At 69.3% G+C, this 24,334-nt stretch carries 25 protein-coding genes and 1 riboswitch; of the genes, 11 read left to right on the top strand and 14 right to left on the bottom strand.

Annotated features, from left to right (window positions below; all coding sequences use genetic code 11):
• Window positions 1–146 precede the first annotated feature (146 nt).
• From AS031_RS09235 to AS031_RS09255, 5 genes are all read right to left on the bottom strand, one after another.
• Window positions 147–899, bottom strand: a complete 753-nt coding sequence (locus tag AS031_RS09235) for a S1 family peptidase (protein WP_058267844.1) — start codon at window positions 897–899, stop codon at window positions 147–149.
• A gap of 165 nt (window positions 900–1,064) precedes the next feature.
• Window positions 1,065–2,150 (bottom strand): sulfate/molybdate ABC transporter ATP-binding protein, encoded by a 1,086-nt coding sequence (locus tag AS031_RS09240; RefSeq protein WP_058267845.1) that lies wholly within the window; start codon window positions 2,148–2,150, stop codon window positions 1,065–1,067.
• On the bottom strand, window positions 2,147–3,001 hold the full coding sequence (locus AS031_RS09245; RefSeq protein WP_141688791.1) for an ABC transporter permease: 855 nt from the start codon (window positions 2,999–3,001) through the stop codon (window positions 2,147–2,149). The genes AS031_RS09240 and AS031_RS09245 overlap by 4 nt, the downstream gene beginning before the upstream one ends.
• Complete coding sequence (gene modA, locus AS031_RS09250; protein WP_058267846.1) at window positions 2,998–3,807, bottom strand: molybdate ABC transporter substrate-binding protein; 810 nt, start codon at window positions 3,805–3,807, stop codon at window positions 2,998–3,000. The genes AS031_RS09245 and modA overlap by 4 nt, the downstream gene beginning before the upstream one ends.
• Complete coding sequence (locus AS031_RS09255; protein ID WP_058267847.1) at window positions 3,804–4,214, bottom strand: TOBE domain-containing protein; 411 nt, start codon at window positions 4,212–4,214, stop codon at window positions 3,804–3,806. Before AS031_RS09255 ends, modA begins: the two co-directional genes overlap by 4 nt.
• A gap of 128 nt (window positions 4,215–4,342) precedes the next feature.
• On the opposite strand from AS031_RS09255, the gene AS031_RS09260 reads away from it, so the two are divergent.
• The 3 genes from AS031_RS09260 to AS031_RS09270 all read left to right on the top strand — a co-directional run bounded on the left by AS031_RS09260 (window position 4,343) and on the right by AS031_RS09270 (window position 6,472).
• Complete coding sequence (locus tag AS031_RS09260) at window positions 4,343–5,212, top strand: DUF4031 domain-containing protein (RefSeq protein ID WP_058267848.1); 870 nt, start codon at window positions 4,343–4,345, stop codon at window positions 5,210–5,212.
• Window positions 5,209–6,024, top strand: coding sequence for a 2-phosphosulfolactate phosphatase (locus AS031_RS09265; RefSeq protein ID WP_058267849.1), 816 nt, complete (start codon window positions 5,209–5,211; stop codon window positions 6,022–6,024). Before AS031_RS09260 ends, AS031_RS09265 begins: the two co-directional genes overlap by 4 nt.
• A 61-nt stretch (window positions 6,025–6,085) precedes the next feature.
• Complete coding sequence (locus AS031_RS09270) at window positions 6,086–6,472, top strand: VOC family protein (RefSeq protein ID WP_058267850.1); 387 nt, start codon at window positions 6,086–6,088, stop codon at window positions 6,470–6,472.
• Between the two features lie 36 nt (window positions 6,473–6,508).
• Here the strand turns inward: AS031_RS09270 and AS031_RS09275 are convergent, their stop codons facing one another.
• A complete protein-coding gene (locus AS031_RS09275) occupies window positions 6,509–6,910 on the bottom strand; it encodes a YccF domain-containing protein (RefSeq protein ID WP_058267851.1) in 402 nt (133 codons plus the stop codon).
• A gap of 91 nt (window positions 6,911–7,001) precedes the next feature.
• A complete protein-coding gene (locus AS031_RS09280) occupies window positions 7,002–7,613 on the bottom strand; it encodes a phosphoribosylanthranilate isomerase (RefSeq protein WP_058267852.1) in 612 nt (203 codons plus the stop codon).
• A gap of 126 nt (window positions 7,614–7,739) precedes the next feature.
• Between AS031_RS09280 and AS031_RS09285 the strand changes: the two genes are divergently transcribed.
• The 5 genes from AS031_RS09285 (at window position 7,740) to AS031_RS09305 (ending at window position 10,929) form a co-directional block, all read left to right on the top strand.
• Entirely contained in the window at window positions 7,740–8,306 is a 567-nt protein-coding gene (locus AS031_RS09285) for a HutD/Ves family protein (RefSeq protein ID WP_058267853.1), read from the top strand.
• Between the two features lie 81 nt (window positions 8,307–8,387).
• Window positions 8,388–8,453, top strand: a riboswitch (guanidine-III (ykkC-III) riboswitch).
• 9 nt (window positions 8,454–8,462) lie between these two features.
• The gene (locus AS031_RS09290) at window positions 8,463–8,786 is read left to right on the top strand and encodes a DMT family transporter (protein ID WP_058267854.1); all 324 of its coding nucleotides are present in this window, start codon (window positions 8,463–8,465) and stop codon (window positions 8,784–8,786) included.
• Window positions 8,786–9,163 (top strand): DMT family transporter, encoded by a 378-nt coding sequence (locus AS031_RS09295; RefSeq protein WP_058267855.1) that lies wholly within the window; start codon window positions 8,786–8,788, stop codon window positions 9,161–9,163. The genes AS031_RS09290 and AS031_RS09295 overlap by 1 nt, the downstream gene beginning before the upstream one ends.
• Before the next feature lie 126 nt (window positions 9,164–9,289).
• Window positions 9,290–9,916 (top strand): nucleoside/nucleotide kinase family protein, encoded by a 627-nt coding sequence (locus AS031_RS09300; RefSeq protein ID WP_058267856.1) that lies wholly within the window; start codon window positions 9,290–9,292, stop codon window positions 9,914–9,916.
• A 20-nt stretch (window positions 9,917–9,936) separates the two neighbouring features.
• Complete coding sequence (locus AS031_RS09305) at window positions 9,937–10,929, top strand: aldo/keto reductase (RefSeq protein WP_058267857.1); 993 nt, start codon at window positions 9,937–9,939, stop codon at window positions 10,927–10,929.
• Between the two features lie 73 nt (window positions 10,930–11,002).
• On the opposite strand, the gene AS031_RS09310 is transcribed toward AS031_RS09305, so the two are convergent.
• From AS031_RS09310 to betT, 3 genes are read right to left on the bottom strand one after another with little or no spacing between them, the layout of a single operon-like run.
• Window positions 11,003–12,586, bottom strand: coding sequence for a GMC family oxidoreductase (locus AS031_RS09310; RefSeq protein ID WP_058267858.1), 1,584 nt, complete (start codon window positions 12,584–12,586; stop codon window positions 11,003–11,005).
• A 5-nt stretch (window positions 12,587–12,591) separates the two neighbouring features.
• On the bottom strand, window positions 12,592–14,088 hold the full coding sequence (locus tag AS031_RS09315; protein WP_141688792.1) for an aldehyde dehydrogenase family protein: 1,497 nt from the start codon (window positions 14,086–14,088) through the stop codon (window positions 12,592–12,594).
• A complete protein-coding gene (betT, locus tag AS031_RS09320) occupies window positions 14,085–16,256 on the bottom strand; it encodes a choline BCCT transporter BetT (RefSeq protein ID WP_058267860.1) in 2,172 nt (723 codons plus the stop codon). Before betT ends, AS031_RS09315 begins: the two co-directional genes overlap by 4 nt.
• Before the next feature lie 201 nt (window positions 16,257–16,457).
• Between betT and AS031_RS09325 the strand changes: the two genes are divergently transcribed.
• Window positions 16,458–17,108, top strand: coding sequence for an MBL fold metallo-hydrolase (locus tag AS031_RS09325; protein ID WP_058267861.1), 651 nt, complete (start codon window positions 16,458–16,460; stop codon window positions 17,106–17,108).
• Window positions 17,109–17,196: 88 nt separating this feature from the next.
• On the opposite strand, the gene AS031_RS09330 is transcribed toward AS031_RS09325, so the two are convergent.
• Window positions 17,197–19,059 carry a DEAD/DEAH box helicase gene (locus AS031_RS09330; RefSeq protein ID WP_058267862.1) on the bottom strand — a complete coding sequence of 621 codons (1,863 nt, stop codon included), beginning with the start codon at window positions 19,057–19,059 and terminating at the stop codon, window positions 17,197–17,199.
• Window positions 19,060–19,363: 304 nt separating this feature from the next.
• Here AS031_RS09330 and AS031_RS09335 point away from each other — a divergent pair, with 304 nt between their 5' ends.
• Window positions 19,364–20,092, top strand: coding sequence for a class I SAM-dependent methyltransferase (locus AS031_RS09335; RefSeq protein ID WP_058267863.1), 729 nt, complete (start codon window positions 19,364–19,366; stop codon window positions 20,090–20,092).
• Window positions 20,093–20,101: 9 nt separating this feature from the next.
• On the opposite strand, the gene AS031_RS09340 is transcribed toward AS031_RS09335, so the two are convergent.
• Window positions 20,102–21,502, bottom strand: a complete 1,401-nt coding sequence (locus AS031_RS09340) for an MFS transporter (protein WP_058268076.1) — start codon at window positions 21,500–21,502, stop codon at window positions 20,102–20,104.
• Between the two features lie 9 nt (window positions 21,503–21,511).
• Window positions 21,512–22,825: a CynX/NimT family MFS transporter gene (locus AS031_RS09345; protein ID WP_371325980.1), complete on the bottom strand. Its 1,314-nt coding sequence runs from the start codon at window positions 22,823–22,825 to the stop codon at window positions 21,512–21,514.
• 113 nt (window positions 22,826–22,938) lie between these two features.
• On the opposite strand from AS031_RS09345, the gene trmB reads away from it, so the two are divergent.
• Window positions 22,939–23,871: a tRNA (guanosine(46)-N7)-methyltransferase TrmB gene (gene trmB / locus AS031_RS09350; RefSeq protein WP_058267864.1), complete on the top strand. Its 933-nt coding sequence runs from the start codon at window positions 22,939–22,941 to the stop codon at window positions 23,869–23,871.
• Window positions 23,872–23,886: 15 nt separating this feature from the next.
• Here trmB and AS031_RS09355 read toward each other — a convergent pair whose 3' ends face one another.
• Window positions 23,887–24,333 (bottom strand): hypothetical protein, encoded by a 447-nt coding sequence (locus tag AS031_RS09355; RefSeq protein ID WP_058267865.1) that lies wholly within the window; start codon window positions 24,331–24,333, stop codon window positions 23,887–23,889.
• Between the last annotated feature and the right edge of the window lies 1 nt (window position 24,334).

Genomic DNA, 24,334 nt, shown 5'->3' on the forward strand with positions numbered 1-24,334 from the left:
CCCTGTTTTCCCACAGCGAACCGGCGCCGCTTCCGCCGCGGGATGGAGTGGCGGCAGCAGGGAGCCGGCACAGAAAAACCGGCAGGTGGCTCCCCCCAGGAGCCGCCTGCCGGCCGGCCTGCGTCCGGTCTTCTGCAGGACGCACGTCAGGAAGCGCCGACCCCCGAGACGCTGGTGATCCAGCTGAGGTTGCGGGACACCGAGGCGTGGTCGTTGTAGTACCGGGTGAAGCTGGACGGGTTGGGCACCGGCAGGATGCTGGACGTTGAGAGGACGCCCACCAGCTTGCCGTTGACGATCAGCGGGCCGCCCGAGTCGCCGCCGAGGGTATGCCCGCTCTGCGACTGGGTCCGGACCGACGCCCCGCCGTAGGTGTCGGTCCCCTGCCCGGCCACGGTGACGTCGGCCGTCTTGAGGCTGTAGGACATGGTGCCTGCACCCTCGGTCTGGTCACCCCAGCCGTAGACCTTGGCAGAGGCGCCGGTGGCCGGGAACGTGCTGGAGAGGCTGACGTAGGAGCCATAGTGCGGCGTGGACAGCTTCAACAGCAGCACATCGCCCGTACTGGAGGCGTAGCGGGCGGCCACGGTCTTGACGGTGCCGCCGGATTCGAGATAGCTGGCGCCCAAGCGGACGGACTGCAGTGACGCGGAGTTGCAGTGCTTGGCGGTGATCACCCAGCTGGCCGAGATCTGGCTTCCGGTGCAGCCCACATTGGTGCCGGTGGCATCAAAGGAGATCTGCGCCGCATAGGGAGCAGCCGAAATGGTGGTGGTGCTTCCGCCGGCGATGTCCGGGCTTGCGGTGTCACCGCCCGGCGCGGGCGCGGCGTAGGCGGGCAAGGGTCCTAACAACGCGGCGGTGGCGGCGACGACGGCAAGGATTCTGGCAATTCTCACAGCGGATGGCTCCTTTGCGTACGGCCCCGCACCGCTGCGGTTTCCGCGCGAGCGGGGCCGGTTCCGGGGATGGCGGCGGCGGTGGCCGTCCGCCCATCCGGACTTTACACGAGCTCCCGGAAATTTGTCACTAGCTATGACAAAACTTGTAAATTCCTGGCGCGCTCAGGCTTCGTACACCGCGACCGCCGCGGACTTCACCACCAGATGCACCACCACTCCGGGCACCAGGCCCAGTTCGGCAGCGGCCGCCGGGGTGATGTCCGCCGCCAGGCCGCCGCCGCGGACGCGGATCTGGTCGCCGTGCGGTTCCATGTCGGAGACCTCAACCCGGAACGAGTTGCGGGGGCTTCCGTGGGCATCCGTGAGGAAGACGGAAACGGCCGACGGCGGGAACACCGCGACTCCCGGCTGCCCCGCCGCCCCGGATGGGCCGTCCGGGCCTGCCTCCTCCAGGTGTCCGGCAATGTCCAGGCCCGCGGCCACATCCTGCCCGGTGCCGGTCCGGATTCCGGCGGGGGTCAGTGTTCCGGTCACGAAGTTAAGTCCCGCCAGGCCGGCGGCGAACGGGCTTCGGGGGCGCGCCAGTACCTCACGGGTGGGACCCTCCTCCGTGATGCGTCCGTTTTCGAGGATGGCCACCCGGTCCGCCAGCATCAGGGCGTCGAGCACGTCGTGGGTGACGATGATCGTCTGCCGGCCTTTAAGGACACTCTTCAGCAGCCGCCGCAGCAAGGGGGCAGAGTGGATATCCAGCGCCGCCATGGGTTCATCCAGCAGCAGGAGGCCCGGATCCGCCGCGAGCGCCCTGGCGACGGCGACCCGCTGCGCCTGGCCGCCGGACAGGCCGGCAGGCCGGCGGCCCGCCAGGGCTTCCGCCTCAACGTCCGCCAGCCACTGCAGGGCCTGTTCCCGCGCCTGGCGGCGCGGGACACCGGCACTGCGCGGGCCGAAAGCCACATTCTCGGCGGCAGTGAGGTGCGGAAAGAGCAGTGGTTCCTGGGCAAGCAGCGCGGTTCCGCGCCGGTGCGGCGGTGTCCAGTGGTGGCTTCCGGGGCCGACCTGGAACAGTGTCCGGCCGTCCAACTCGGCGTGTCCGGTGTCCGGCCGGACCAGTCCCGCGATGGTTGACAGCAGGGTGGACTTCCCAGCGCCGTTGGGACCCATCACCGCCACGGTTTCGCCCGGCGCCAGCTCCAGCGAGACATCGAACCCCCGCTCGGCCACGGCTGCGTGGAAGGAGAAGCTCACTTCACGCTCCGCTCGAGGATGAGCGGCGGCGTCGAACGCTGTGCGAGGCCACGCCGGGCGGCTGTGCCCGGGCCGTAGGCGAGCGACACCACGGCTACCGCCACGGCGACGAGGACCAGGGAGAGCGCGACGGCGGCGTCGGGGTCGGTCTCGCGCTGGAGGTAGATCTCCAGCGGCAAGGTCCGGGTGACGCCCTGGAGGCTGCCGGCGAACGTCAGGGTGGCGCCGAACTCGCCCAGGCTGCGGGCGAACGAGAGCACGGCGCCGGATGCCAGCCCGGGAAGGATCAGCGGCAGCGTGACGCGGCGGAACACAACTCCGGGCGGCGCGCCGAGCGTGGCGGCGACCGCCTCATACCGGTGCCCGCCGATCCGCAGCGCCCCTTCCAGGCTCACCACCAGGAACGGCAGCGCAACGAACGTCTGGGCCAGGATGACCGCAGTAGTGGAGAAGGCGACCTGGACGCCCAGGACCTGGAGGGTGGCGCCCAGGAGCCCCTGCCGGCCGAAGGTATACAGCAGCGCGATGCCGCCGACGACCGGCGGCAGCACCAGCGGAAGCAGGACCAGCGAGCGCAGCAGCCTTTGGAACGGGAAGCTGGAGCGGGCCAGGACCAGTGCCAGCGGGACGCCGAGGACGATGCAGAGCAGGGTGCTGGCGGCGGATGTGCGCAGGCTCAGGCCAAGGGCGTCGAGCGCTGATTCGGACGTGACCAGCGTGGTGAAGTTCTCCCAGTCGACCTTGGCCACGATGGCCACCAGGGGCAGGACCACCACCGCCACGGCCAGCACCGCCAACGCGGAAACCCAGCGCGGAATTCCGGTATAGGGGTGGCGGGCCAGGCGGGTCACCGGCTGCCCGCGCCGAAGCCGGCTTTGGCCAGCACCTGCTGCCCTTCGGGGCCGGTGACGAGGTCAACGAACGCCTTGGCCGCTTCCTTGTCCTTCGCACCCGCCAACGGCACAATCGGGTAGCTGTTCACAGCGGCGTCCGCCTCGGGGATAGAGATGCTGTCCACCTTGCCGCCCGCGGACTTGACGTCCGTGACGTACACCAAGCCGGCGTCGGCTTCACCGGAAATGACTTTCCCCAGGACGTCAGTCACCGCGTTCTCCTCGCTGACCGGTCGGAGCGTAACCCCCGCCTTCCCTGCCACGGTGGCTGCAGCCGCGCCGCAGGGCACCTGCTTGGCGCACATCACCAGCCTGATGCCGTCCCTGGCGAGGTCCTGGAAGCCGGTGACGTTGGCAGCATTTCCTGCGGGAACGGCGATGGCAAGGGTGTTGGTGGCGAACACCCGAGGGCTGCCATCGGCCAGGCCGGCCCCGGTGACCTTGTCCATGTTCTTGGTGTCCGCGGAGGCGAAAACATCCGCGGGGGCACCCTGGCCTATCTGGGTGGCGAGGTCCGAAGAACCCGCGAAGCTGAGCGTCACGCTGGTGCCGGGGTGCTGTGCCTCGAAGGTCTTGGCCAGTTCGGTGAAGCTTGACTTAAGCGAGGCAGCAGCAAACACGGTCAGGGTTTGTGAGCCGGAGGCGCCCTCCGTGGAGGCCCCCGCCATACCTGCCGGCGCACCACCGGCACACCCCGTGAGCCCGGCCGCCAGCAGCAGGGCCGACACTGCCGGCAGGACCGCCGCCACACTTCTCCGTTTCACACTGTTCCCTTCCCCTGTGGGGTTTCGATGATGACGGTGGTGGCCTTGACCACCGCTGTGGCCACGGAGCCCGGTTCCAGTCCCAGGTCCCGGACGGCTTCGCTGCTCATCAGCGACACCACCCGGAACGGGCCGCACTGGAGTTCCACCTGGGCCATGACCTTGTCCGCGGTAATGCCGGTGACCAGTCCCACGAACCGGTTGCGGGCGGAGCTGCCGGTGCGGTGCGGATCGTCCGGCAACTGCGCGAGCTTCTGCGCGTGCCGGGCAAGCTCCAGCCCGTCCACGGCCAGCCGGCCGGAGTCGTCGCGCAAGGGCGTCAGGGAGCCGTTGTCCGTCCAGCGGCGGACTGTATCGTCGCTGACACCGAGGAAGCGGGCAGCATCAGAAACGCGGATGAGGGTCATAAGCCCATGCTACGACGCATTTGCGGAAGTTTATTGATCCGCCGTCCGCGAATTCGGTGATGACTGCATAATCGTCCGGCGGCTCCGGGGTGCCGGACTCGTGCAGGCCGCGGCACTACACTTCCTGCATGGCCATTTACCTGGACCCGCCATTGTGGCCTGCTCACGGAACGCACTTCTCGCACCTGGTCTCGGACGCATCCTTGGAGGAACTGCATGCGTTCGCCGCCGCAGCCGATATCCCCGAACGGGCGTTCGACGGCGACCATTACGATGTGCCGGAGCGGCGCTTTGATGACCTGGTGGCTGCCGGCGCCGTACCGGTCGAGGCCCGCGTCCTGGTGCGCAAGCTGATTGCGAGCGGACTCCGCATCCCGGCACGGCAGCGGAACAAGTCCCTGAAGGTGCCGCTGCTGAACCGGTGGAACACCATCATGGCCGGACACGATGCCCTCTTCCTGGACTTGCTGGACCGCTGGAGCGAACCGCACCGCCACTACCACGGCTGCACCCACCTGCTCTCGGTCCTTGAAGCCCTGGACCTGCTCACGGAGCCCGCCGGGCCGCCCCGCACCGTGCTGCTCGCCGCCTGGTTCCACGACGCCGTCTACCGCGGGGCCGCCGGCCAGGATGAGGAGGAATCCGCCCGCCTGGCTGAGGACCGGCTGACCCATGCCGGCCTTCCGGACCAGGAGGTGGACGAGGTAGCGCGGCTGGTCCGCCTCACCTCCGACCACCGGCCGGAACCGGGTGACACTGACGGGACCCTGCTCTGTGACGCAGACCTGTCGATCCTGGGCGGCGGCCCGGAGGAGTACGACCGCTACGTGGCGGCCGTCCGCAAGGACTACGCGCACATCGGTGACGCCGACTTCGCCGCCGGCCGGGCCGCCGTCGTCCGCCACCTGCTGGACCTGGACCCGCTGTTCCACCACCCCCGCGCCCGGGACCTGTGGCAGGACGCAGCACACCGCAACCTGGAGGGCGAACTGGCATGAACGCACCTGGCTCGAATCCGCGGCACACCAGGACCGCGAATGCCGCCCATTGGCAGTTGCCCTACACAGTCCGGCTGGAATGGGGCCCGGCCGCCCAGGCCATCACCTCGGGCGTGGACCTTGCGGTGGTGGTGGATGTCCTTTCCTTCACCACCTGCGTGAGCGTGGCGCTGGACCGGGGCGCCGAGGTGCTCCCCTACCCGTGGAAGGACACCAGCGCCGAGGACTTCGCCGCGCACCATGGCGCGCAACTGGCCGGACCGCGTGACGGCGGCGGGCTGAGTTTGTCCCCCGCCAGCCTTCGCGCTGCGGACAACTTGGGCCGGGTGGTCCTGCCCTCCCCCAACGGCTCGTCCCTGAGCCATCAGCTTGCAGCGGAGGTACCGCGGGTGGTGGCGGTGTCCCTCCGCAATGCGGCCGCAACAGCGGAATGGGTGGCTGCCAGCCTGCCGGAAGACGCCGTCATCGCCGTGGTCGCCGCAGGCGAGCGCTGGCATGACGGGACGCTCCGCCCCGCCGTGGAGGACCAGATCGGCGCAGGAGCCTTCATCGCCGGGCTGGCTGCCGCAGGCAAGGGGGGTTACGACGCCGACGAAGGCCGGGAGGGCAGGCACGGCTACTCGCCCGAAGCGGTGGCGGCCATGGCGGTCTTCGAAGCGGCCGAACCCCGGCTGCGGGACATGCTGTACGGCTGCGCCAGCGGCCGGGAACTGGTGGGCGCCGGGTACGCCGCGGACGTGGACATCGCCGCCGAGCTGGACGACAGCGACTCCGTGGCGTTGCTCGGCGGCGGGGCGTTCCGGCGGCCCTGACCCGGCGTCGTCGCTGGCCAGGAGGGTTTACGGATCCTCCGGGCGGTGAAACACTGCACGGATGAGCCTCCGCCTCCAAGCCATCTGCATCGACTCCACCGACCCCAGGATCCCGGCCGCTTTCTGGGACAAGGCCCTCGGCTGGCGCCGGACCCACGACGCCGATGACGAGATCGCGCTCGAGCCGCCTGCAGGCAGCCCGGAGGACGGCGTCTCACCGGACCTGCTGTTCCTCAAAGTCCCCGAAGGCAAGGCGGTGAAGAACCGCCTGCACCTGGACCTGCGGCCCGAGGACCGCGATGCCGAGGTGGCCCGGCTTGAGGAGCTGGGCGCCCGCCGCGTGTCGGTCGGCCAGGGCGCGGAGGTCACGTGGGTGGTGCTGCAGGATCCGGACGGCAACGAGTTCTGCGTGCTGCGGGCGCTGCGGCCGGACGAACTGGCAAACTGAGCCGGCCCTGGCCCGCCTGCCGGCAGGTGGACCCGCCTACCGGTAGGTGGACACGAACGGCGTGCTGGTCGGCACGATCTGCTTGCCCAGCGGCATCAGGGATACCGGGATGAGCTTCAGGTTCGCGATGGCGAGCGGGATTCCGATGATGGTGGCGGCCATGGCGATGGCCGTGGCCACATGGCCCACCGCGATCCAGATTCCGGCCACCAGCAGCCAGATAACATTGCCGAGCAACGAAAAGACACCGTTGCCGCCCGGCTTGTCCACCACCATCCGCCCGAACGGCCAGAGGGTGTAGGCCGCAATCCGGAACGAGGCGATGCCCCAAGGGATGGTCACGATCAGCACGCAGCAGATCACGCCGGCCAGGAAGTATCCGAGGGCAAGCCACAGGCCGCCGAATACCAGCCAGATGATGTTAAGCAGTGTCTTCATGCATCCCATTGTGCCCCGTGCATCCCGCCCCGGCAGGTGGGGGATGCCCCTGAACGGACCCTGAACATCCGGGCCGCGGGAGTCCGTTGCGTCAGGCGGCGGCCGCTGCTTTCGCTGCGCCCACGAAGGCCCGGATTTTCGCCAGGTCCTTGACTCCGCGTGAAGCCTCGACACCGGAGGAAACGTCCACCCCCCAGGCGTGGGCCGCGGCCGAGGCATCCGCGACATTCGCCGGGTCCAGGCCGCCGGCCAGCAGCCAGCTGCGCCCCTGCAGGACCGGCAGCGCGGCCATCGCCGCATAGTCCCAGCTTTCGCCGGATCCGGGCACTGCGGCATCGATCAGGAGGAGGTCCTCGCCCCAGTCCTCCAGTTCTTCCGGAGCGGCACCCGCGGTGACGGCCCTGACCACCTTCATGCCGGCGTCGTGCGCGGTGGCAACGTCCGCAGGCGTCCGCGCGCCGTGGAGCTGGATCCACTGGAGTCCTGCGGCGCGGGCAATGGCGATGGCGTCGGCCACGGGCTCGTGCCGGAAGACGGCGATGGGCGAGACCCCGTCGGGGACGCCGGCGAGCAGCTCCGAAACCTGCCCCGGTGAAACAACCCGTGGGCTGGCCGTCAGGACGAAGCCCACGGCGTCGGCCCCGGCGTCCACGGCTTCCCGGACAGATTCCGGCGTACTGAGACCACACACTTTGACGAACATTCCCGGGCTCCTTCAGGCTGTTTTCGTGTTGACCCCCCGCAGGAGAGTAGCAGGCAGCCGCCCAACCTGCGACGCGTGGGCTGGAACATGACCTGCGCGCCGGGGCCCGCGAACTAGGCTGGACCGATGGAGATCATCCGCTTCGCAACACTCAAGGCAAAACCCTGGCGCAACGGCGGCGGCGCCACGCGTGAACTCCTCAGCGGGCCGGCTGACCAGGAGGGCGGCTGGGATTGGCGGGTCAGCATCGCCGACGTCACCAAGGCAGGAGAGTTCTCGCCCTTTGACGGATACGAACGCGTGCTCACCGTAGTGGAAGGCGAGCTGCTGCTGCTCACCGTCGACGGCACGGAACGTCCGGTGGAAAAGTACCGCCCGTTCCGGTTCGACGGCGGCGCCCCCACCACTGCCGCATTGCCCACCGGCGACATCCGGAACCTCAACGTCATCGCCAGGAACGGTGTGTTCAAGGGCTACGCGTCGGTGATCGAACTGTCCAAAAAGCGGGCCCAGCCGGTGTTCGGCGGGCAGGTGGCCGTGCTGCTGCAGGGGCAGGCCACCGTGTCCGACGGCGCAGCTGACGCCGCCGACCTGGGCCGCTATGACGCCGTGGCAGGCTCGGATGAACCCACCCCGGAAGTGTCCGGCCGCGGCTTCCTCGCTGTGGTGTCCATCGACCCCGTGACGGACTGAAGGACGGACCGCGCCGCCCGCGGTTGGTGACCTTGGGCACCAACGGTGGATGCCCGCCGTCGTGCGTTGCTATGGTGGAAACCAAGGCTCCGCACCCGAGCCTCCGGACGACGGTTCAGTACCCGGCACGCGACAAGACTGGCCAAAGGATCTGTCATGTCGTGGTTAATCCTGGTTCTCTCCGGAGCGCTCGAAGCCGTCTGGGCCGCAGCCCTGCACCGCGCAGCGCAAGCATCCGGCAAACGCCGCATCGCCCCCTCCCTCCTGTTCCTGGCCTCCGTCGCCGCCAGTACCGGCGGCCTGGCCCTTGCCATGCAATCCATCCCCACCGGCACCGCATACGCGGTCTGGGTAGGCGTGGGCGTGGTCCTGACCTCCGCCTACGCCATGGCTTCCAAGGTTGAACGCCCGACGGCGGCGCGGCTGCTCCTGCTCTCCGGCATCGCCGCGTGCGTGGTTGGCCTGAAGGTGGTGGCGTGATGTTGCAGCGTTCCGTTCCGTGGCTGGTGCTGCTGGCATCCGCCGTCCTCGAAGCGGTCTGGGCCACCGCCCTGGGCCTGTCCGACGGGTTCAGCAAGCCGCTGCCCACCGTGGTCTTCGCCGTCACCGCCACACTCAGCATGCTGGGCCTGGGCATGGCCATCCGGACCATCCCGCTGGGTACGGCGTACGCCATCTGGGTGGGAATCGGCGCCGCCCTGACCGTCGGCTGGGCCATGGCCACCGGCGTCGAACCGTTCAGCGTACTGAAGCTGCTGTTCATCGCCGGAATCGTCGGCTGCGCTGCCGGGCTGAAGGCGTTGCCGGCCGGGAAGAAGCAGCAGGCGGCGCCGCCGTCCGAGCCTGCCCGCCGCTAAATCTCCCCACTTCTGAGGCGGGCCGACGGCGTGTCCCGGCGACGCGCCGTCGGCCGCCACCCTGTTGACGGCAAAGGTGGGGAAATTCAGCGGCCCGGCCCCGGGGATGCTGGGTAGGCTTTTGCCATGGACTCCCCCGACATCGCCCAGGCCGTGGCCGCGCTGCGGCGCCGGCTCGATTCCGGGACCCGCACCATCCTGGGCATCGCCGGGGCGCCCGGCTCCGGGAAGTCCACCTGTGCAGCATGGCTGCAGCAGCAGTTCGGTCCCGCAACGGCCGTGGTGGTGCCCATGGACGGTTTCCACCTGGGCAACGCCATCATCGACGGCACCCCGCTGCGGGACCGGAAGGGCGCCATGGACACGTTCGACGCCGGCGGGTACCTTTCGCTGCTCCGCCGCCTGGCGCGCCGGGACGAGGCGGTGGTGTACGCCCCGGAATTCCGGCGCACCTTGGACGAGCCGGTGGCGGCATCGATCGCCGTACCCGCTGAGATTCCGCTGGTGATCACCGAGGGCAACTACCTGCTGGCGGAACAGGAGCCGTGGAAGGAGGTCAGGGCCCAGCTGGACGAAGTCTGGTTCCTGGAGACGCCCCACGAGCTGCGGCTCAGCCGCCTGGTGGCACGCCATGTTTCCTTCGGGATGGCACCCGAGGCCGCGGACGCCTGGGCCAAGGGACCGGACGAAGCCAACGCCGTCCTGATCGGATCCACCCGGCACTCAGCAGACCGCATCATTCCCTGGACCTGACCCACCTAAGGAGACACAGCATGACCCCAGCAGTGCAGCTCGGCGACGGGCTCACCGTCAGCCCCCTCGGCTTCGGCGGCATGGCCCTCACCCCCGTCTACGGGGACGTAGACCCGGCGGATGCGCTCCGCACCCTGCACCACGCGGTCGATTCCGGCGTCAGCTTCATCGACACCGCGGACATCTACGGCGGGGGCAGCAACGAGGAACTGATTGCCGAGCTCCTGAAAGAACGCCGGGACGAGGTGCAGCTGGCCACCAAGTTCGCTCTGGTGGGCACCCCGGCGGACGGCTACACGGATGTCCGGGGTGACGCCGCCTATGTCCGGCAGGCGGTGGACCGCAGCCTGCAGCGGCTGGGCACCGACGTGATCGACCTGTACTACATGCACCGCCGCGACCTCCGGGTACCCATTGAGGAAACGGTGGGTGCCATGGCGGAGCTGGTGCGGCAGGGCAAGGTCAGGCACCTGGGCCTGTCCGAGGTGACGGCCCAGGAGCTGGCCGACGCGTCCGCTGTGCACCCCATCGCCGCTGTCCAGAGCGAGTGGTCCATTTGGAGCCGCGATGTGGAACGCAACGTCGTTCCGGCAGCCGCCCGGCTGGGCACGGGCTTTGTTCCCTACTCACCGCTGGGGCGCGGTTTCCTCACCGGAACGGTGGACACGGCCAGCCTGGGAAGCAACGACTTCCGCCGGCGCATACCCCGGTTCGCTCCGGACGCGGCTGCCGCCAACCAGGCCGTCGTGGACGTAGTCAGGGGCGTGGCGGACAGCCTCGGCGCCACCCCGGCGCAGGTGGCCCTGGCCTGGCTGCTGGCCCGCGGCGCCCGCCTGGGCCTGCCGGTGGTGCCCATTCCCGGTACCCGCAAGCGGAGCCGCATCGACGAGAACCTCGGCGCGCTGGCCCTTGAGCTGACCCCGGCACACCTGGACGCACTCGGGGCGGCGTCGGACGCCGTCGTCGGTTCACGCTCAGCAGACCCCGCCTGGGTGTCCGAAGGCCGCGAATAGCCAACCCCGGAGATACGCCGGAGGGCGGCCGCCCCGCAGGGTGGCCGCCCCTCCGGCGTGCAGGCCCGGCCCGTCAGGCGTTCCGGGCTTCCCGGACCAGCTCGGCGCAGCGCTCACCGATCATCATGGTGGTGATGTTCGGGTTGACGGTGGTCAGCTCCGGCATGACCGACGCATCGGCGACCCGGAGTCCGGTGACGCCCTTGACCCGCAGCTGGGGGTCCAGTGGTGACATGGCGTCGTCGTCCGCGCCCATCCGGACCGTTCCGGCCGGGTGGTACACGGTGTTGTGGGTCCTGCGGATGTACCCGGCGACCTCCGCGTCACTCTGGATGTCCTTGCCGGGGTACAGCTCGGTGCCCACCCACTCAGCCAGTGCGGGCTGCGCCGCGATCTCGCGGGCCTTCCGGATGCCTGCCACCATGACGCGCATGTCGTGGCCCTCCGGATCGGTGAAGTAGCGCGGGTCCACCTTGGGCTTGTCGCGGAAGTCCTTGCTGCGGAGCTTCACGGTGCCGCGGCTGCGGGCGTGCGTGACGTTCGGGGTGAGGCAGAAGCCGTTCTCCGTGGTGGGGAAGCCCTGCCGCAGGGTGTGCATGTCGAACGGTACGGACCCGTAGTGGAACATGAGGTCGGGGCGGTCCAGGCCGTCCTCCGTGGTGGTGAAAATGCCCGCCTCCCACCACTGGGTGGACGTCTGCGTCATGGGCTGCCTGGCCTCCCACTGGATGACGCCTTCGGGGTGGTCCTGCAGGTGCTCGCCCACGCCGGGTGAATCCACCCGGACGGGGATGCCGAACTCCTCCAGCTGGGCCGCCGGGCCAATGCCGGAGAGCATCAGCAGCTTGGGCGAATCGATGGCACCGGTGGACACCACCACTTCGGCGCGGGCGGTGAGCTGGTGGGTCTTGGCGAAGGCGTTGTCCACCACGGCCACGCCCGTGCAGCGGTTGGCGTCGTCGAACGTCAGTTCCTTGGCCCGCAACCCGGTCAGGAGGGTGAAGTTTTCCCGGTCCATGATGGGGTGGATGTAGGACACAGAGCTGGAGGACCGGGTGCCGTCTGCGCGGCGGTTGATCTGGAAAAAGCCGGCACCGTTGATCACCGTGTCGCCCGTGTTGAAGTGCGCCTTGGGGATTCCTGCCTGTTCGCAGGCTTCCAGCATGGCCCGGCCCGTGGGATCCGACGCCGGGACGTTCATCAGGTGCACGGGTCCGCTGTCGCCGTGGTGCGGTGCGTCCGGGCCGGCGTCCTCGTTGGTTTCCAGCTGCTTGTACAGGCGGTACGCCATGTCCGAGTTCCAGCCGGTGGCGCCGAACTTCCGCTCCCACTCGTCGATGTCCTCGCGCGGTGCCCAGAAGGCGATGCAGGAGTTGTGGCTGGAGCAGCCGCCCATCACCTTGGCGCGGGCGTGCCGCATGAAGGAGTTCCCGTTCTCCTGCTCCTCGATGGGGTAGTCCCAGTCGTAGCCGGATTCGAGCAGCTCCATCCAGCGGTCCAGCTGCAGGACTTCGGGGATGTCCCGGTCGTCCGGCCCTGCCTCCACCAGGGCAACCTGCACCGACGGGTCTTCGCTCAGGCGCGATGCCACGGCGGCCCCGGCGGACCCGCCTCCGATGACGATGTAGTCGAAGTCAGTCCTGGATTCGTGTGCCATGTGTCCTACTTCCCTTCTGCAGCTGCGGCGTGGTCCGCGAACCAGCCAGTGACCTGCGGGGCGATGTTCTGGTAGACGTGCTTGGCTTCCTGGTATTCGGCCAGGCCCGTGGGGCCCAGCTCGCGGCCGACGCCCGACTGGCCGAAGCCGCCCCATTCCGCCTGCGGCAGGTACGGGTGGAAATCGTTGATCCAGATGGTGCCGTGGCGGAGGGCCCGGGCCACCCGCTGGGTCTTGGAGGCGTCCCCGGACCAGACCGCGCCGGCCAGGCCGTAGTGGGTGTCGTTGCCGAGCTTCACGGCCTCGGCTTCCGTGGTGAAGGTTTCCACGGTGACCACCGGTCCGAAGGCCTCATCCACGACGACGGACATGCCGCTCTTGACCTGGTCCAGGACGGTGGGGAGGTAGTAGAAGCCCTTTTCCAGCTCCCCGCTGCCCCACGCCCCGCCGCAGCGGAGGCGGGCGCCCTCGGCGATGCCCTTCTCCACGTAGGCTGTGACCTTGTCCCGGTGGGCGGCGGAAATCAGCGGGCCGGTCTCGGCCTGCGGGTCGAAAGGACCGCCCAGGCGGATTTGTTCCGCCCGGCGGACGAGCTCGTCCACGAATTCCTCCGCTATGGATTCCTCCACGATCAGCCGGGCCCCCGCGGAGCAGACCTGCCCGGAGTGCACGAACGCAGCGTTCAGGGCGTTGTCCAGCGCGGCGTCGAAGTCAGCGTCCGCGAAAACGATGTTGGGGTTCTTGCCGCCCAGCTCCAGCGCCACCTTCTTGACGGAGGCAGCTGCGGAGGCGGCGATGGTCTTGCCGGTTTCCAGTCCGCCGGTGAAGGAGACCAGGTCCACCTCCGGATGGCTGGACAGGACAGCGCCCACAGTGTTGCCGGCGCCGAGGACCAGGTTGGCGACGCCGTCGGGGAGTCCGAGTTCCTGGAGCACGTCCATCATGAGGATGGACGTGTGCGGGGTCAGTTCGCTGGGTTTCAGGACGAAGCTGCAGCCGGCTGCCAGGGCCGGCGCGATCTTCCAGGCGGCCTGGAGCAGCGGGTAGTTCCACGGCGCAATCAGGGAGCAGACACCCACCGGTTCATACTCGATCCGGCTCACCACGGTGGGGCTGCCTGCGTCCACCATCCGGCCCGACTCCTGGCCGGCCAGCTTGCCGAAGTATTCGAAGCAGTTGGCGATGTCGTCCATGTCGATTTCGCTTTCCACCAGGCGCTTGCCCGTGTCCAGCGTCTCGGCGCGGGCGAACTCGTCCTTGCGGTCGCGCAGCCGGCCCGCCACCTTGAGCAGGAAGCTCCCCCGCTCCAGCGGCGGCGTGGCGGACCATGCGCCGGCGTCGAATGCCGCGCGTGCGGCCAGGACGGCGCGGCCGGCGTCGTCAGCGGTCCCTTCCGAGACGGCGCCCACCAGCCCGCCGTCCGCCGGGCAGTGGATCTCCCGGGTCCCGCCGTCGGACGCTGCGGTCCAGTTCCCGCCGATGAAAAGCGTGGACGTGCTCACTGTGTTTCCTCCTGCATGTCGAAGTCGGATTCCCAATTGTCTTTTGCCACCTGGTCCTCGACGAGGACGGTGTTGCCGGGTGCTGCACGGTTCAGGTGCAGGAATTCAAGGTGCTGCTCGTAGTGGTCCAGGACGTCCGTGATGACCTGTTCCCGGGTGTATCCCATGAGGTCGTAGCCGTGGCTGCCTTCCTGCGAGAACACCTCCATCCGGTAGTACCGGTCGTCGGGGTCGGCCCGCCGGGTGGCGTAGCTGGGGGTCTCGTACTGCACCGGGTAGATCTGGTATTTGAAGGCCCGTTCCTCCCCCATGGCGATCTGCAGGTCGATGCTGTGGATGCCGCAGGGTTCCACGGTGGCCACGGTCAGGGACGTCTCCGCGCCCTGGGACCGGAGCTCGGCCTCGACGTCCTGCAGGGCGGGCAGCGCCACGGTGTCGGCGAACCGGGTGGTCTGTTTCCGGCCCGGGTAGCTCATGGCGCGGGTGAGCCGCTGCCGCCAGGTCCGGCCGCCGCGCTGGTCCAGGGACCGGCCGGTGATGATGCCCGGCAGGCTGGCACGGTAGCTGTCGTTGAGCGAGTTTTCCACCCGCAGCGCCTTGTAGAGCCCCAGCATGATCAGCACCAGCAGCAGCGAAAGGGGCAGGCCCATGATGATGGTGGCGTTCTGCAGGGTGGGCACGCCGCCCACCGTCAGCATGGCCAGGGTCAGCAGGCCGGTGGCCACGGCCCAGAAGACGCGCATCCACTCGGGACCGTCGGAATCTGCGTCCTTGAGGTGCGAGGTGAAGTTGGACATCACCAGGGCGCCGGAATCGGCCGAGGTCACGTAGAAGAGCAGTCCGGTGAACGTGGCCACGGCGGCGGTGACGGGTACGGCGGGGAATTGCTCCAGCAGGCTGTAGAACCCCCGTTCCGGGTGGCTCATGGCGGCCTCGCCGAATGCGGCGTTGCCGTTCATTATCAGGTCCAGGCTGGAGTTTCCGAAGATCGAGATCCACAGGACGATGAAGATGAACGGCACGGTCATGGTGCCCAGCACGAACTGCCGGATGGTGCGGCCGCGGGAAATGCGGGCCAGGAACAGGCCCACGAACGGCGCCCAGGCGATCCACCAGGCCCAGAAGAACAGCGTCCAGGCGTTCATCCAGTCGGTGGGCCGGTCGTAGGCGAAGGTGTCCAGCGTCATGGCCGGGAACCGGCTCATGACGTCGCCGATGTTCTGGGCGATCCCGTCCAGGAGGAAGTTGGTCTTGCCGGTCACCAGGACGAAGAGCATCAGGGCGACGGCCAGGACGACGTTGAGTTCGGAGAGCCTGCGGATGCCCTTCTCGACGCCGGACACCACCGAGACGGTGGCCATCACCACGGAGAGGACAATCAGGCCTATCTGCACGGCAAGGTTTTCCGGGATGCCGAACATGAAGTTCAGCCCGTAGTTGAGCTGCACGACGCCGATGCCCAGGGACGTGGCGATCCCGAAGATGGTGCCCAGGAGGGCCGCGATATCCACGGCGTGGCCTACCGGTCCTTCGATCCTCTTGCCGAAAATGGGGTAGAGGGCGGAGCGGATGCTCAGCGGCAGGTTGTGCCGGTAGGAGAAGTAGCCCAGTGCCAGGCCCATGAGGGCGTAGAGGGCCCAGCCGGTGATGCCGTAGTGGAAGAGCGTCCACACGAGGGCCTGCCGGGCGGCTTCGGCGGTTCCGCCTTCACGCTGCGGAGGCGCCAGGTACTGGCTGACCGGTTCCGAGACGGAGAAGAACATCAGGTCGATCCCGATGCCGGCGGCGAACAGCATGGCCGCCCAGGTGAACATGCCGAACTGGGGCTTGGAGTGGTCGGGGCCGAGCTTGGTCTTGCCCACCCGTGACAGGGCGGCCACCAGGACGAAGACCACCACCGCGGTGACGATCAGGAAGTAATACCAGCCCATGTTGGTGGACACCCAGCCCACCATGGCGCCGATGACCGATTCGGCGTTGGCTTTGGCGAGGATGGCCCACAGGGCGATGGCCACCACTCCGGTGGCCGAGCCCAGGAAGACTGTCTTGTTGACCCGGGTTTTGGCCTCCGGGGCGGCGCTGCCGGTGCTTTCGCCGGCTGCCGGCGGTTTTCGTTCTTCTTTCTCGAGGCCCGCGGTGTCCACGGGCGGTGCTGCATTTCGGCTCATCGGATCCCATTCCAGTTTTGAGGCTGTGGTCCACGCCGGCCTGGCGGGTTCTTGCGACCGCGGAAAGGCATCAGCCGGCGTCTTGCAGAGTCAGGCTTGGTTTTCGACGCTAACAAGGGGCTTCCGGAAAGGCCTACTTTTATGAATCTCCTCACCGCTGCCCGGGAGCGGTGTCACACCGCCATCCCTAGACTGAACCCCATGGACTCACTTCTCTACGACCTGCCCGCGCTGACCATCCGCAGCATTTCCGTCAGCGACATGGACAACAATGTGTACCTTCTGACGGCGAAGGAGAGCGGTGCGCAGCTTCTGATCGATGCCGCGGACGACCTTCCGGCGATCCGGAAGCTGATCGCCGACGGCGCCGCGGACACGCCCGCGGAACCGCGCCTGGCGTTGATCGCCACGACGCACCAGCATTGGGACCATGTGCGGGCGCTGAAGGACCTGGTCGACGCCACCGGAGCCCGCACGGCCGCCGGTGTGGACGACGCCGGGGCCCTGCCCGTCCCCGTGGACGTGCGGCTCAGCCATGGCGATGTGGGCAACTTCGACGGGTTCGACGTGACGGCGGTGCACCTGCGCGGCCACACCCCGGGGTCCATCGCGTTCGTGTACCAGGACCCGGACGGCCCGGCGCACATCTTCTCCGGCGATTCCCTGTTTCCCGGCGGCGTGGGCAACACCCAGAAGGACCCGGAACGGTTCAACCAGCTGCTGTCCGACGTCACGGAGCGCCTGTTCGGCGCCTACCCGGACACCGCCGTCGTCCATCCCGGCCATGGCAAGCCGACGACGCTCGGCGCCGAACGCCCCCATCTTGAGGAGTGGCGCGCCCGCGGCTGGTAACCCTTAGACGCATCGAGTGCTCCGTAACCGCCCTTATGAAGCTTCAAAAGGGCAGTTACGGAGCACTCGATGCACTAACTGGTGGGGACTACCGCCCGCGGCGTTCGTTCGACGCCGGGGCGGAGGCGCGGCGCGGGCCGCTGCGCTTGGGACGGCCGGAACCGCCGTTGCCGCCGTTGCCCGAGCCGTACGAGCCGCCGGAAACCCCGCCGGTGTTCGAAGACCAGACGGCCTTGCTGCCGCCGGAGGCGCCTGCTGCGGCGCGCTGGCCGGTAGCGGGGCGTCCGCCACGCTGGCCACCGGTTGCACCGCCTGAACGCTGGCCGCGGCCGGAGCCGCCGCGCGGGGCGTCGCTGCGGGTGATGCGTGAATCGGTACGGCTTTCCGGGCTGCGCCCGTCAGATCCGCGGCCGGCCGAGGCGCGGCCCCCTGCGGCGGGAACGTCGTTGCGGTGGGTGCTGGCGGTCCCCCGGCCGCGGGCGTTGCGGCGTGCTGCAGCGGCGGCGATGGCGCGGTCCTCGTGCTGCTCGCGGACCGAATCAGCGGCGGCGCGGGCCTCGGTGCGTCCCTCGAAGGCAACGGCGCGGCGCTCGGCGCGGGTGCTCTCGCCCCGTTCGGCCGACACCTTGCCCCTGCCGCCGCGGCCACCACGGCCGCCCGCGGTGGGCGACGCCTGGCGGCGTGCGCGCTTGCGCTCGGCGTTGGCACCGGTGGAGGTGCCGCCGCCCTGCTTGGGCATCCGGGCTGCGAGGAGTGCGGCGCGGGTGCGCGGGTCCACCTTCTCGGCGACCTCGCCGACGAGTTCGGCCACGATGGGCGAGCCAGCGGTGACGCGCTCGAAGCTGACCTCGACGCCGGCGGCCTTCATCAGCTTCTTCACGTCACTCTGCTGCTCCGGCAGGGTCAGGGTGACCACGGTGCCGTCGGAGCCGGCGCGGGCGGTGCGGCCCGAGCGGTGCAGGTAGGCCTTGTGCTCGGTGGGCGGGTCGACGTGGATGACGAGTTCGACGTCGTCCACGTGCACGCCACGGGCGGCCACGTCGGTGGCCACCAGGACGCGGACGTCGCCGTTGGAGAACTCCGCGAGGTTGCGGTCACGGGCATTCTGCGACAGGTTTCCGTGCAGGTCCACGGCGGGAATGCCGGCGTCGGTGAGGGTCTTGGCCAGCTTGCGGGCGTGGTGCTTGGTCCGCATGAAGAGCACGCGGCGGCCGGCGCCGGAGGCCAGCTCCACGATCAGCTGCTTCTTCACGGTCTGGTCGTTGACCACCAGGACGTGGTGCTCCATGGTGGTCACCGCGGCCTGCGGATCGTCCACCGAGTGGGTCAGCGGGTTGGACAGGAAACGGTTGACCAACTTGTCAACACCGTTGTCCAGCGTCGCCGAGAACAGCAGCCGCTGGCCCTGCTGGGGGGTCATGTCCATCAGCTTCTTCACCACGGGCAGGAAGCCGAGGTCCGCCATGTGGTCCGCCTCGTCCAGGACCGTGATTTCCACGCCCTCGAGGGTGAGGATGCGCTGGCGGATCAGGTCCTCCAGCCGGCCCGGGCAGGCGATGACGATGTCGACGCCGGCACGCAGCGCCTTCTCCTGGCGCGCCTGGGAGACACCGCCGTAGATCACGGTGGTGTTCAGCCCGGCGGCCTTGGCCAGCGGCTCGACGGTGGCGTTGATCTGGGTTGCCAGTTCACGGGTGGGGGCGAGCACCAGGCCCATGGGCCGGCCGGGCTTGCGGAAGTAGGGCGCTTCGCGCTCGGCCAGGCGGGCCACCAGCGGAATGGCGAAGGCGATGGTCTTGCCGGACCCGGTGCGGCCGCGGCCCAGGACATCGCGGCCGGACAGCGTGTCCGGGAGGGTCTTGACCTGGATGGGGAACGGGGATTCGATTCCCTGCGCGGCGAGGGTTTCGACGAGGGCTTTGGGCGTGCCGAGGGCAGCAAAAGTAGTCATAAACTCAAAGGTCTTTCTGGCGGTATCCGTGGGGATATCGGCCCCGATGCCGGTTGGCCCGGGGGTTCGCCGAAGAAAAGTCAGGTGGTCAACCGGCGCGCTGCCGTTGTCAGGACGGCGGCCGGGACCAAATGGAACGCGTTCATCGACGCAGGATGTGCCTCTCACATGAAAAAAGCCCCGACCCCTCAACGAAGGGTTACCAGGGCATCACTGCACATCAAGTTCCACCAGTCTAGCATCCCGCCGCGGGGCACCGTCATTGGCCGTTGCCATGCGGGAGCCGGCAGGGCAGGGTGGGGGCATGAGCGAACACGCGCCGCACCAGCACGGACAGCACGACGACGGCACCCCCACTTCCCCGGACGGCACCGCCGCCGTCGGTGCGGCAGCCGTGTGGGACGAGCGCTACCGGACCAAAAAGCAGTTCTGGAGCGGGAATCCCAATCCCCAGCTGGTCCGGGAGGCGGGCGGCCTGAAACCGGGGCGTGCGCTGGAACTGGGGTGCGGCGAAGGTGCGGACGCCATCTGGCTGGCCCGCCACGGCTGGTCCGTGACCGCCGTCGACGTCTCCGCCGTCGCACTGGAACGGGCGCAGGCGCACGAAAAAGCGGTCTACGCGCGGGAGAGCGTGCAGCCGGCGGACAGCCCGCCAGCTGCACGCATCACCTGGCAGCAGGCGGACCTGGAACGGTGGGAGCCGGAGGCGGCGTTCGAGCTGGTGACCTCCCAGTTCCTGCACTCACAGGAACTGGACTGGCGGCGCCCCCTGCGCACGGCGGCAGCGGCGGTGAAGCCGGGCGGGACGCTGCTGGTGGTGGGCCACCACCCTGACCGGCTGCCGCCGTGGGGCGGCGGGCACCACCACGCAGACATGTTCTACACGGGCGAAGACCTGGTGCGGGAGCTGGGGCTGGCGGGGCCGGACTGGCAGGTGGAGGTGCTGACCAGCCGCGAACGCCCGGTCACTGGCCCGGAAGGCCAGCATGCCACCATCGCGGACGTGGTGCTGCGGGCCACCAGGCTCGCCTGAACCGGGGCCTCACCCCGCACGCGGGGCGACCCGGGGCGCCACGAACGTTGCGGCGGCACCGATGACCGCGGCGAAGGTGAAGACGCCGGCGAAGGAACTGGCCGTCGTCGTGAACGCCGCGAAGACGATACCGGTGGTGGCCAGGGCGAGTGCTCCGCCCAGCGAATCCGAGATGGACATCGCCGAGGAGTTGAATCCCTCGTTGTCCTTGGTGGACAGGGCCAGGGTCATGACGCTGAGCCGCGGGTAGAGCAGGCCCATGCCGCCGCCGGCGAAGACCCAGCCAGCAATGGCGATGGCGGCAGGCCAGTGCAGGGCAGCGGTGGCCAGCGCCAGGAGCACCGCCCCGAGGACCATGAACGCGCCGATGCGGACCGCGGCAGGGTGCGGCAGGCGGGCACCGAGGCGGCCCTGCACGGCGGCAGCTCCCGCCCACGCCAGCGCCCCTCCGGTGAGGGTGAGCCCGGCGAAGGTGGGCGGGAACGCGTACAGCTCGATCAGCAGGTACGGCAGGTACACCTCGGCGCCGAAGAACGAGGCCGAGGCGAGCCCGCGGGCCAGGATGACGCTGGGCAGGCCGGGCCGGGCCAGGAGCGTCCCGCGTGGCACCAGCGGCCGCACAGCCACCAGCGCGACGCCGACGGCGGCCATGGCCAGCACCGCCGTCGCCGCCGGGAACCCCTCCACGCGGACCTCGGCCGAAAGGTTCAGCCCGAGGACTGCGACGGCGGCGAGGGCCGCCCAGCCCAGCCGGCCGACGGCCCACGGCGGCACGCGTTCCGTGCCGGTATCCCCGGTGGTGGCCGGCCGGCCCATCCCCTTCAGGACGGGGGCGATCATGAGCAGGGCCGGAATCACCAGGCCCACCACGCCGAGGAACACCCAGTGCCAGCTGAAGACCTGTGCCACGACGCCTGCGGCGAACGGCCCCACCAGGGACGGGATCACCCAGGCCGCGGAGAACGCGGCGAAGATTTTGGGGTGGAGGACACCGGGAAAGATCCGTGCCACCAAAACGTACAGCGCCACAGTAAGCGCGCCGCCGCCCAGTCCCTGGACCAGGCGGCCGGCCACGAGCACAGGCATGGACACGGCCGTTCCGGCGATCAGCAGGCCTGCCACGAACAGCGCCACCGAGGCATAGAGGGGCATTGCCGGTCCGCGCCGGTCGGACCAGTTGCCGGCTGCCACGTTGCCGATCACTCCCGTGGCAAGGGGCCCGGCGAACGCCAGCGCGTACAGGCCCGCGCCGTCCAGTTCGCGGCTGACCAGCGGCATGATGGTGGTCACCGCCAGCGATTCGAAGGCGGCGAGGAACACCAGCGCGCAGGTGCCCACCGTCACCCAGAGGTAGGGCCGCTGCAGGATGCCCGCAGTGGACCCGGTGGCGGGGAGGGTGGGGTCTTGCATCATGGCCGCCTACTCCACGAACCGGTCGCGGCCGGCGCGGTAGCCGAAGACGGCGGCCAGCAGGCCCACGGCCAGGAACAGGACACCGGCGGCCGTGAAGGACCCGGTGGCCTGGTGCAGCTGCCCCACCAGCAGTGTTCCGGTGGAGCCGAGCCCATAGCCCACGCCCTGCATCATGCCGGACAGGTGCGCGGCGGTGTGCCCGTCCCGGGTGCGGAGCATGATCATGGTGAGCGCCACCGCGGTCAGGCTGCCCTGGCCAAGGCCCAGCAGCCCGGCCCATACCCACACCAGGTCCAGCGGCCCGAAGATGCTCAGGGCGAAGCCTCCCCCGGTCATCAGCGCCACCACGGTGTTGATGGCCCGCTGGTCCCGGAACCTTGCGGCCAGTGCGGGGGCGAACAGTGAACCGAGCATTTGCAGCACGATGCTCACCGACACGATCAGCCCGGCGGTGGCGCCGTCCACGCCGCGTTCGCGGAGGATGGGGGCCAGCCAGGCGAAGACGCTGAACGACATCATGGCCTGCAGCACCATGAAGATGGTCACCTGCCAGGCCACCGGGGAGCGCCACACGTTCACGCCGTCCTTGACGGCCGTGTGCCGGACCGCCCGCTGCCGCAGGGCCACCGGCAGGAACAGGAGGAGGACGACGGCGGCGGGCAGCGCCCAGAACCACAGCGCCGCGGTCCATTCCCCCGTCGCCGCGTATACGGGATAGGTGAAGCCGGCCCCCAGCGCGGCCGACGCGCAGATGGCTGTGGTGTAAAGCCCGCCCATCAGTCCCAGCCGGTGCGGGAAATCCCGTTTGACCAGTCCCGGAAGCAGGACGTTGCACAGGGCGATCGCGGCCCCGCACGCGGCGGTGCCCGCCAGCAGGCCCGGCAGGTGGCCGCCCGGGAGCCCCGGGCCTGCCGGGCGCAGCAGCAGCCCCGCAGCCAGGACGGCCATGGCACCCAGCAGCACGCGTTCGGCCCCGAATCTGCGGGCCAGGACGGGCGCCAGCGGTGCAAAGACACCCAGCAGCGTCACGGGAACGGTGGTCAGGACCACGATGGACCATCCCGGCAGCGACGCCTGGGCGGTGATTTCCGGGAGGACGGCGGAGAAGCTGGAGAAAACGGTCCGCAGGTTCAGGCCGATCAGGACCAGGCACAGCCCCAGGTAGGCCAAATGCCGGCGGCTCCCCACGCTGGTGGGTCCAGGTGCCGGCGATTCGTCGATCTCAGCGTCGATGAGCCCGCCGGCATCACGGCCTGGCGCCTTTACGGCGTCCGCTTCCAGGCCGGGCTTCCTTGCCCCGGCATTCGTTGCTTCCGTCACCCGCCCATTCTTGCAGCATGGAACGGCGCCGGATGTGATCCACCTGCGGGCGGCTGCGCCGGTGGGAGGTGCGGCAGGCTGCTGCCGCTTCCGGCGCCGGTATTCTGGAAGGGATGAGTGAATCCCCAGAAAACAACTCCCCGCAGCCGCATGTCCCCCGCCCGGTGACCCCGGGAACGCAGGCGTCGTTCGGTACGTACGGCGGCCGGCCGGTCAGCTTTGTGCGCCGCGGCACCCGCCTGCAGGGCCGGCGCCAGGCCGCGTGGGATGAGCACGCCGACCGCTGGGCCGTGGACGTCCCCCGCCACGTCGCCAACACCTCGGTCCACCCCGACTACACGTTCGACGCCGAGGCCGAGTTTGGCCGCAAGGCACCCCTGATCGTGGAAATCGGATCCGGCCTGGGCGACGCCGTGTGCCACGCCGCCGAAGAAAATCCGGACACCGACTTCCTCGCCGTGGAGGTCTACACGCCCGGGCTTGCCAACACCATCATCAAGATCAACAGCCGGGGACTCACCAACGTCCGCGTGGTCGAAGCCAACGCCCCCGAGGTGCTCGCCACCATGCTCCCGGAAGGGTCCGTGGACGAAGTGTGGGTCTTTTTCCCGGACCCCTGGCACAAGTCCCGGCACCACAAGCGCCGGCTCATCCAGCCTGAGTTCGCTGCCCTGGCCGGCCGGGCCCTGAAGCCGGGCGGGCTGTTCCGGATTGCCACCGACTGGTCCAACTACGCCATCCACGTCCGCGACGTGATGGCCGGGTCACCGGACTTCGAGAACCTGCACACGGGCGAGCGGAGCGGGCCGGAGAGCCCGCTGACCCAGGTATGGCAGTCCGGTGTCGAAACGGTGGTGGGCGGCGCGCCGGTCCGGGAAGGCCGCGCCCCCGTCAGCACCGGGCACACCGGCCCCAATGAGGGCGTGGACGAGACCGGCGGATGGGCTCCCCGGTTCGAAGGAAGGATCCGGACCAGCTTCGAGGCCAAGGCCCACGAAGCCGGCCGGCTGATCTTCGATCTCTGCTACCGCCGGCGCCAGGGCTAGCGAGCCGCGGCAGCGTCAGCTGACGCTGATGGCGGACACCACGTCCTTGAGCAGCTCCAGCCGCGGCTCGGTGTTCGGGCCGGCATACGGCCAGATCACCACGACGCCGATGAACCGGCCGTTTTCCAGGACGCCGACCGTGGCCGCCACCTTGGGTGATCCCTCGGCGTCGTCGTAGCCCACCACCACGGCGTACGAGGACTTGCCCGGCAGGCCGAGCTCGCCTTCGGCCAGCTGAGTGCCGCCGCGCTCTTCGCGGTAGAAGTCCGCCATGAGGTGCGCCCAGCCTGTGGCCTGAGGCGCGTCCTGCACGGAGTTGTCATCCTTGATGACGGTGACCAGGACACCGCCCAGCAGTCCGAACTGCTCGGTGTTGGGTCCGGCGCTGGAATCGTCCAGGACCTGCGTGTGCTCAGGGAAGTCCGCGGTAAACCCCAGCGGGGATTCGACGTGCACTGACATG

Source organism: Pseudarthrobacter enclensis, assembly GCF_001457025.1.
Lineage (GTDB): Bacteria > Actinomycetota > Actinomycetes > Actinomycetales > Micrococcaceae > Arthrobacter > Arthrobacter enclensis.

Bases quoted from the DNA above. Each gene is read 5' to 3' on its own strand.
- trmB (WP_058267864.1), top strand. From the start codon at position 22,939: ATGAGTGAATCCCCAGAAAACAACTCCCCGCAGCCGCATGTCCCCCGC.
- AS031_RS09285 (WP_058267853.1), top strand. From the start codon at position 7,740: ATGGAGATCATCCGCTTCGCAACACTCAAGGCAAAACCCTGGCGCAAC.
- AS031_RS09355 (WP_058267865.1), bottom strand. From the start codon at position 24,333: ATGTCAGTGCACGTCGAATCCCCGCTGGGGTTTACCGCGGACTTCCCT.
- AS031_RS09340 (WP_058268076.1), bottom strand. From the start codon at position 21,502: ATGCAAGACCCCACCCTCCCCGCCACCGGGTCCACTGCGGGCATCCTG.
- AS031_RS09275 (WP_058267851.1), bottom strand. From the start codon at position 6,910: ATGAAGACACTGCTTAACATCATCTGGCTGGTATTCGGCGGCCTGTGG.
- AS031_RS09270 (WP_058267850.1), top strand. From the start codon at position 6,086: ATGAGCCTCCGCCTCCAAGCCATCTGCATCGACTCCACCGACCCCAGG.
- AS031_RS09265 (WP_058267849.1), top strand. From the start codon at position 5,209: ATGAACGCACCTGGCTCGAATCCGCGGCACACCAGGACCGCGAATGCC.
- AS031_RS09255 (WP_058267847.1), bottom strand. From the start codon at position 4,214: ATGACCCTCATCCGCGTTTCTGATGCTGCCCGCTTCCTCGGTGTCAGC.
- AS031_RS09305 (WP_058267857.1), top strand. From the start codon at position 9,937: ATGACCCCAGCAGTGCAGCTCGGCGACGGGCTCACCGTCAGCCCCCTC.
- AS031_RS09300 (WP_058267856.1), top strand. From the start codon at position 9,290: ATGGACTCCCCCGACATCGCCCAGGCCGTGGCCGCGCTGCGGCGCCGG.
- AS031_RS09330 (WP_058267862.1), bottom strand. From the start codon at position 19,059: ATGACTACTTTTGCTGCCCTCGGCACGCCCAAAGCCCTCGTCGAAACC.
- AS031_RS09335 (WP_058267863.1), top strand. From the start codon at position 19,364: ATGAGCGAACACGCGCCGCACCAGCACGGACAGCACGACGACGGCACC.
- AS031_RS09295 (WP_058267855.1), top strand. From the start codon at position 8,786: ATGTTGCAGCGTTCCGTTCCGTGGCTGGTGCTGCTGGCATCCGCCGTC.
- betT (WP_058267860.1), bottom strand. From the start codon at position 16,256: ATGAGCCGAAATGCAGCACCGCCCGTGGACACCGCGGGCCTCGAGAAA.
- AS031_RS09325 (WP_058267861.1), top strand. From the start codon at position 16,458: ATGGACTCACTTCTCTACGACCTGCCCGCGCTGACCATCCGCAGCATT.
- AS031_RS09260 (WP_058267848.1), top strand. From the start codon at position 4,343: ATGGCCATTTACCTGGACCCGCCATTGTGGCCTGCTCACGGAACGCAC.
- AS031_RS09280 (WP_058267852.1), bottom strand. From the start codon at position 7,613: ATGTTCGTCAAAGTGTGTGGTCTCAGTACGCCGGAATCTGTCCGGGAA.
- AS031_RS09310 (WP_058267858.1), bottom strand. From the start codon at position 12,586: ATGGCACACGAATCCAGGACTGACTTCGACTACATCGTCATCGGAGGC.
- AS031_RS09290 (WP_058267854.1), top strand. From the start codon at position 8,463: ATGTCGTGGTTAATCCTGGTTCTCTCCGGAGCGCTCGAAGCCGTCTGG.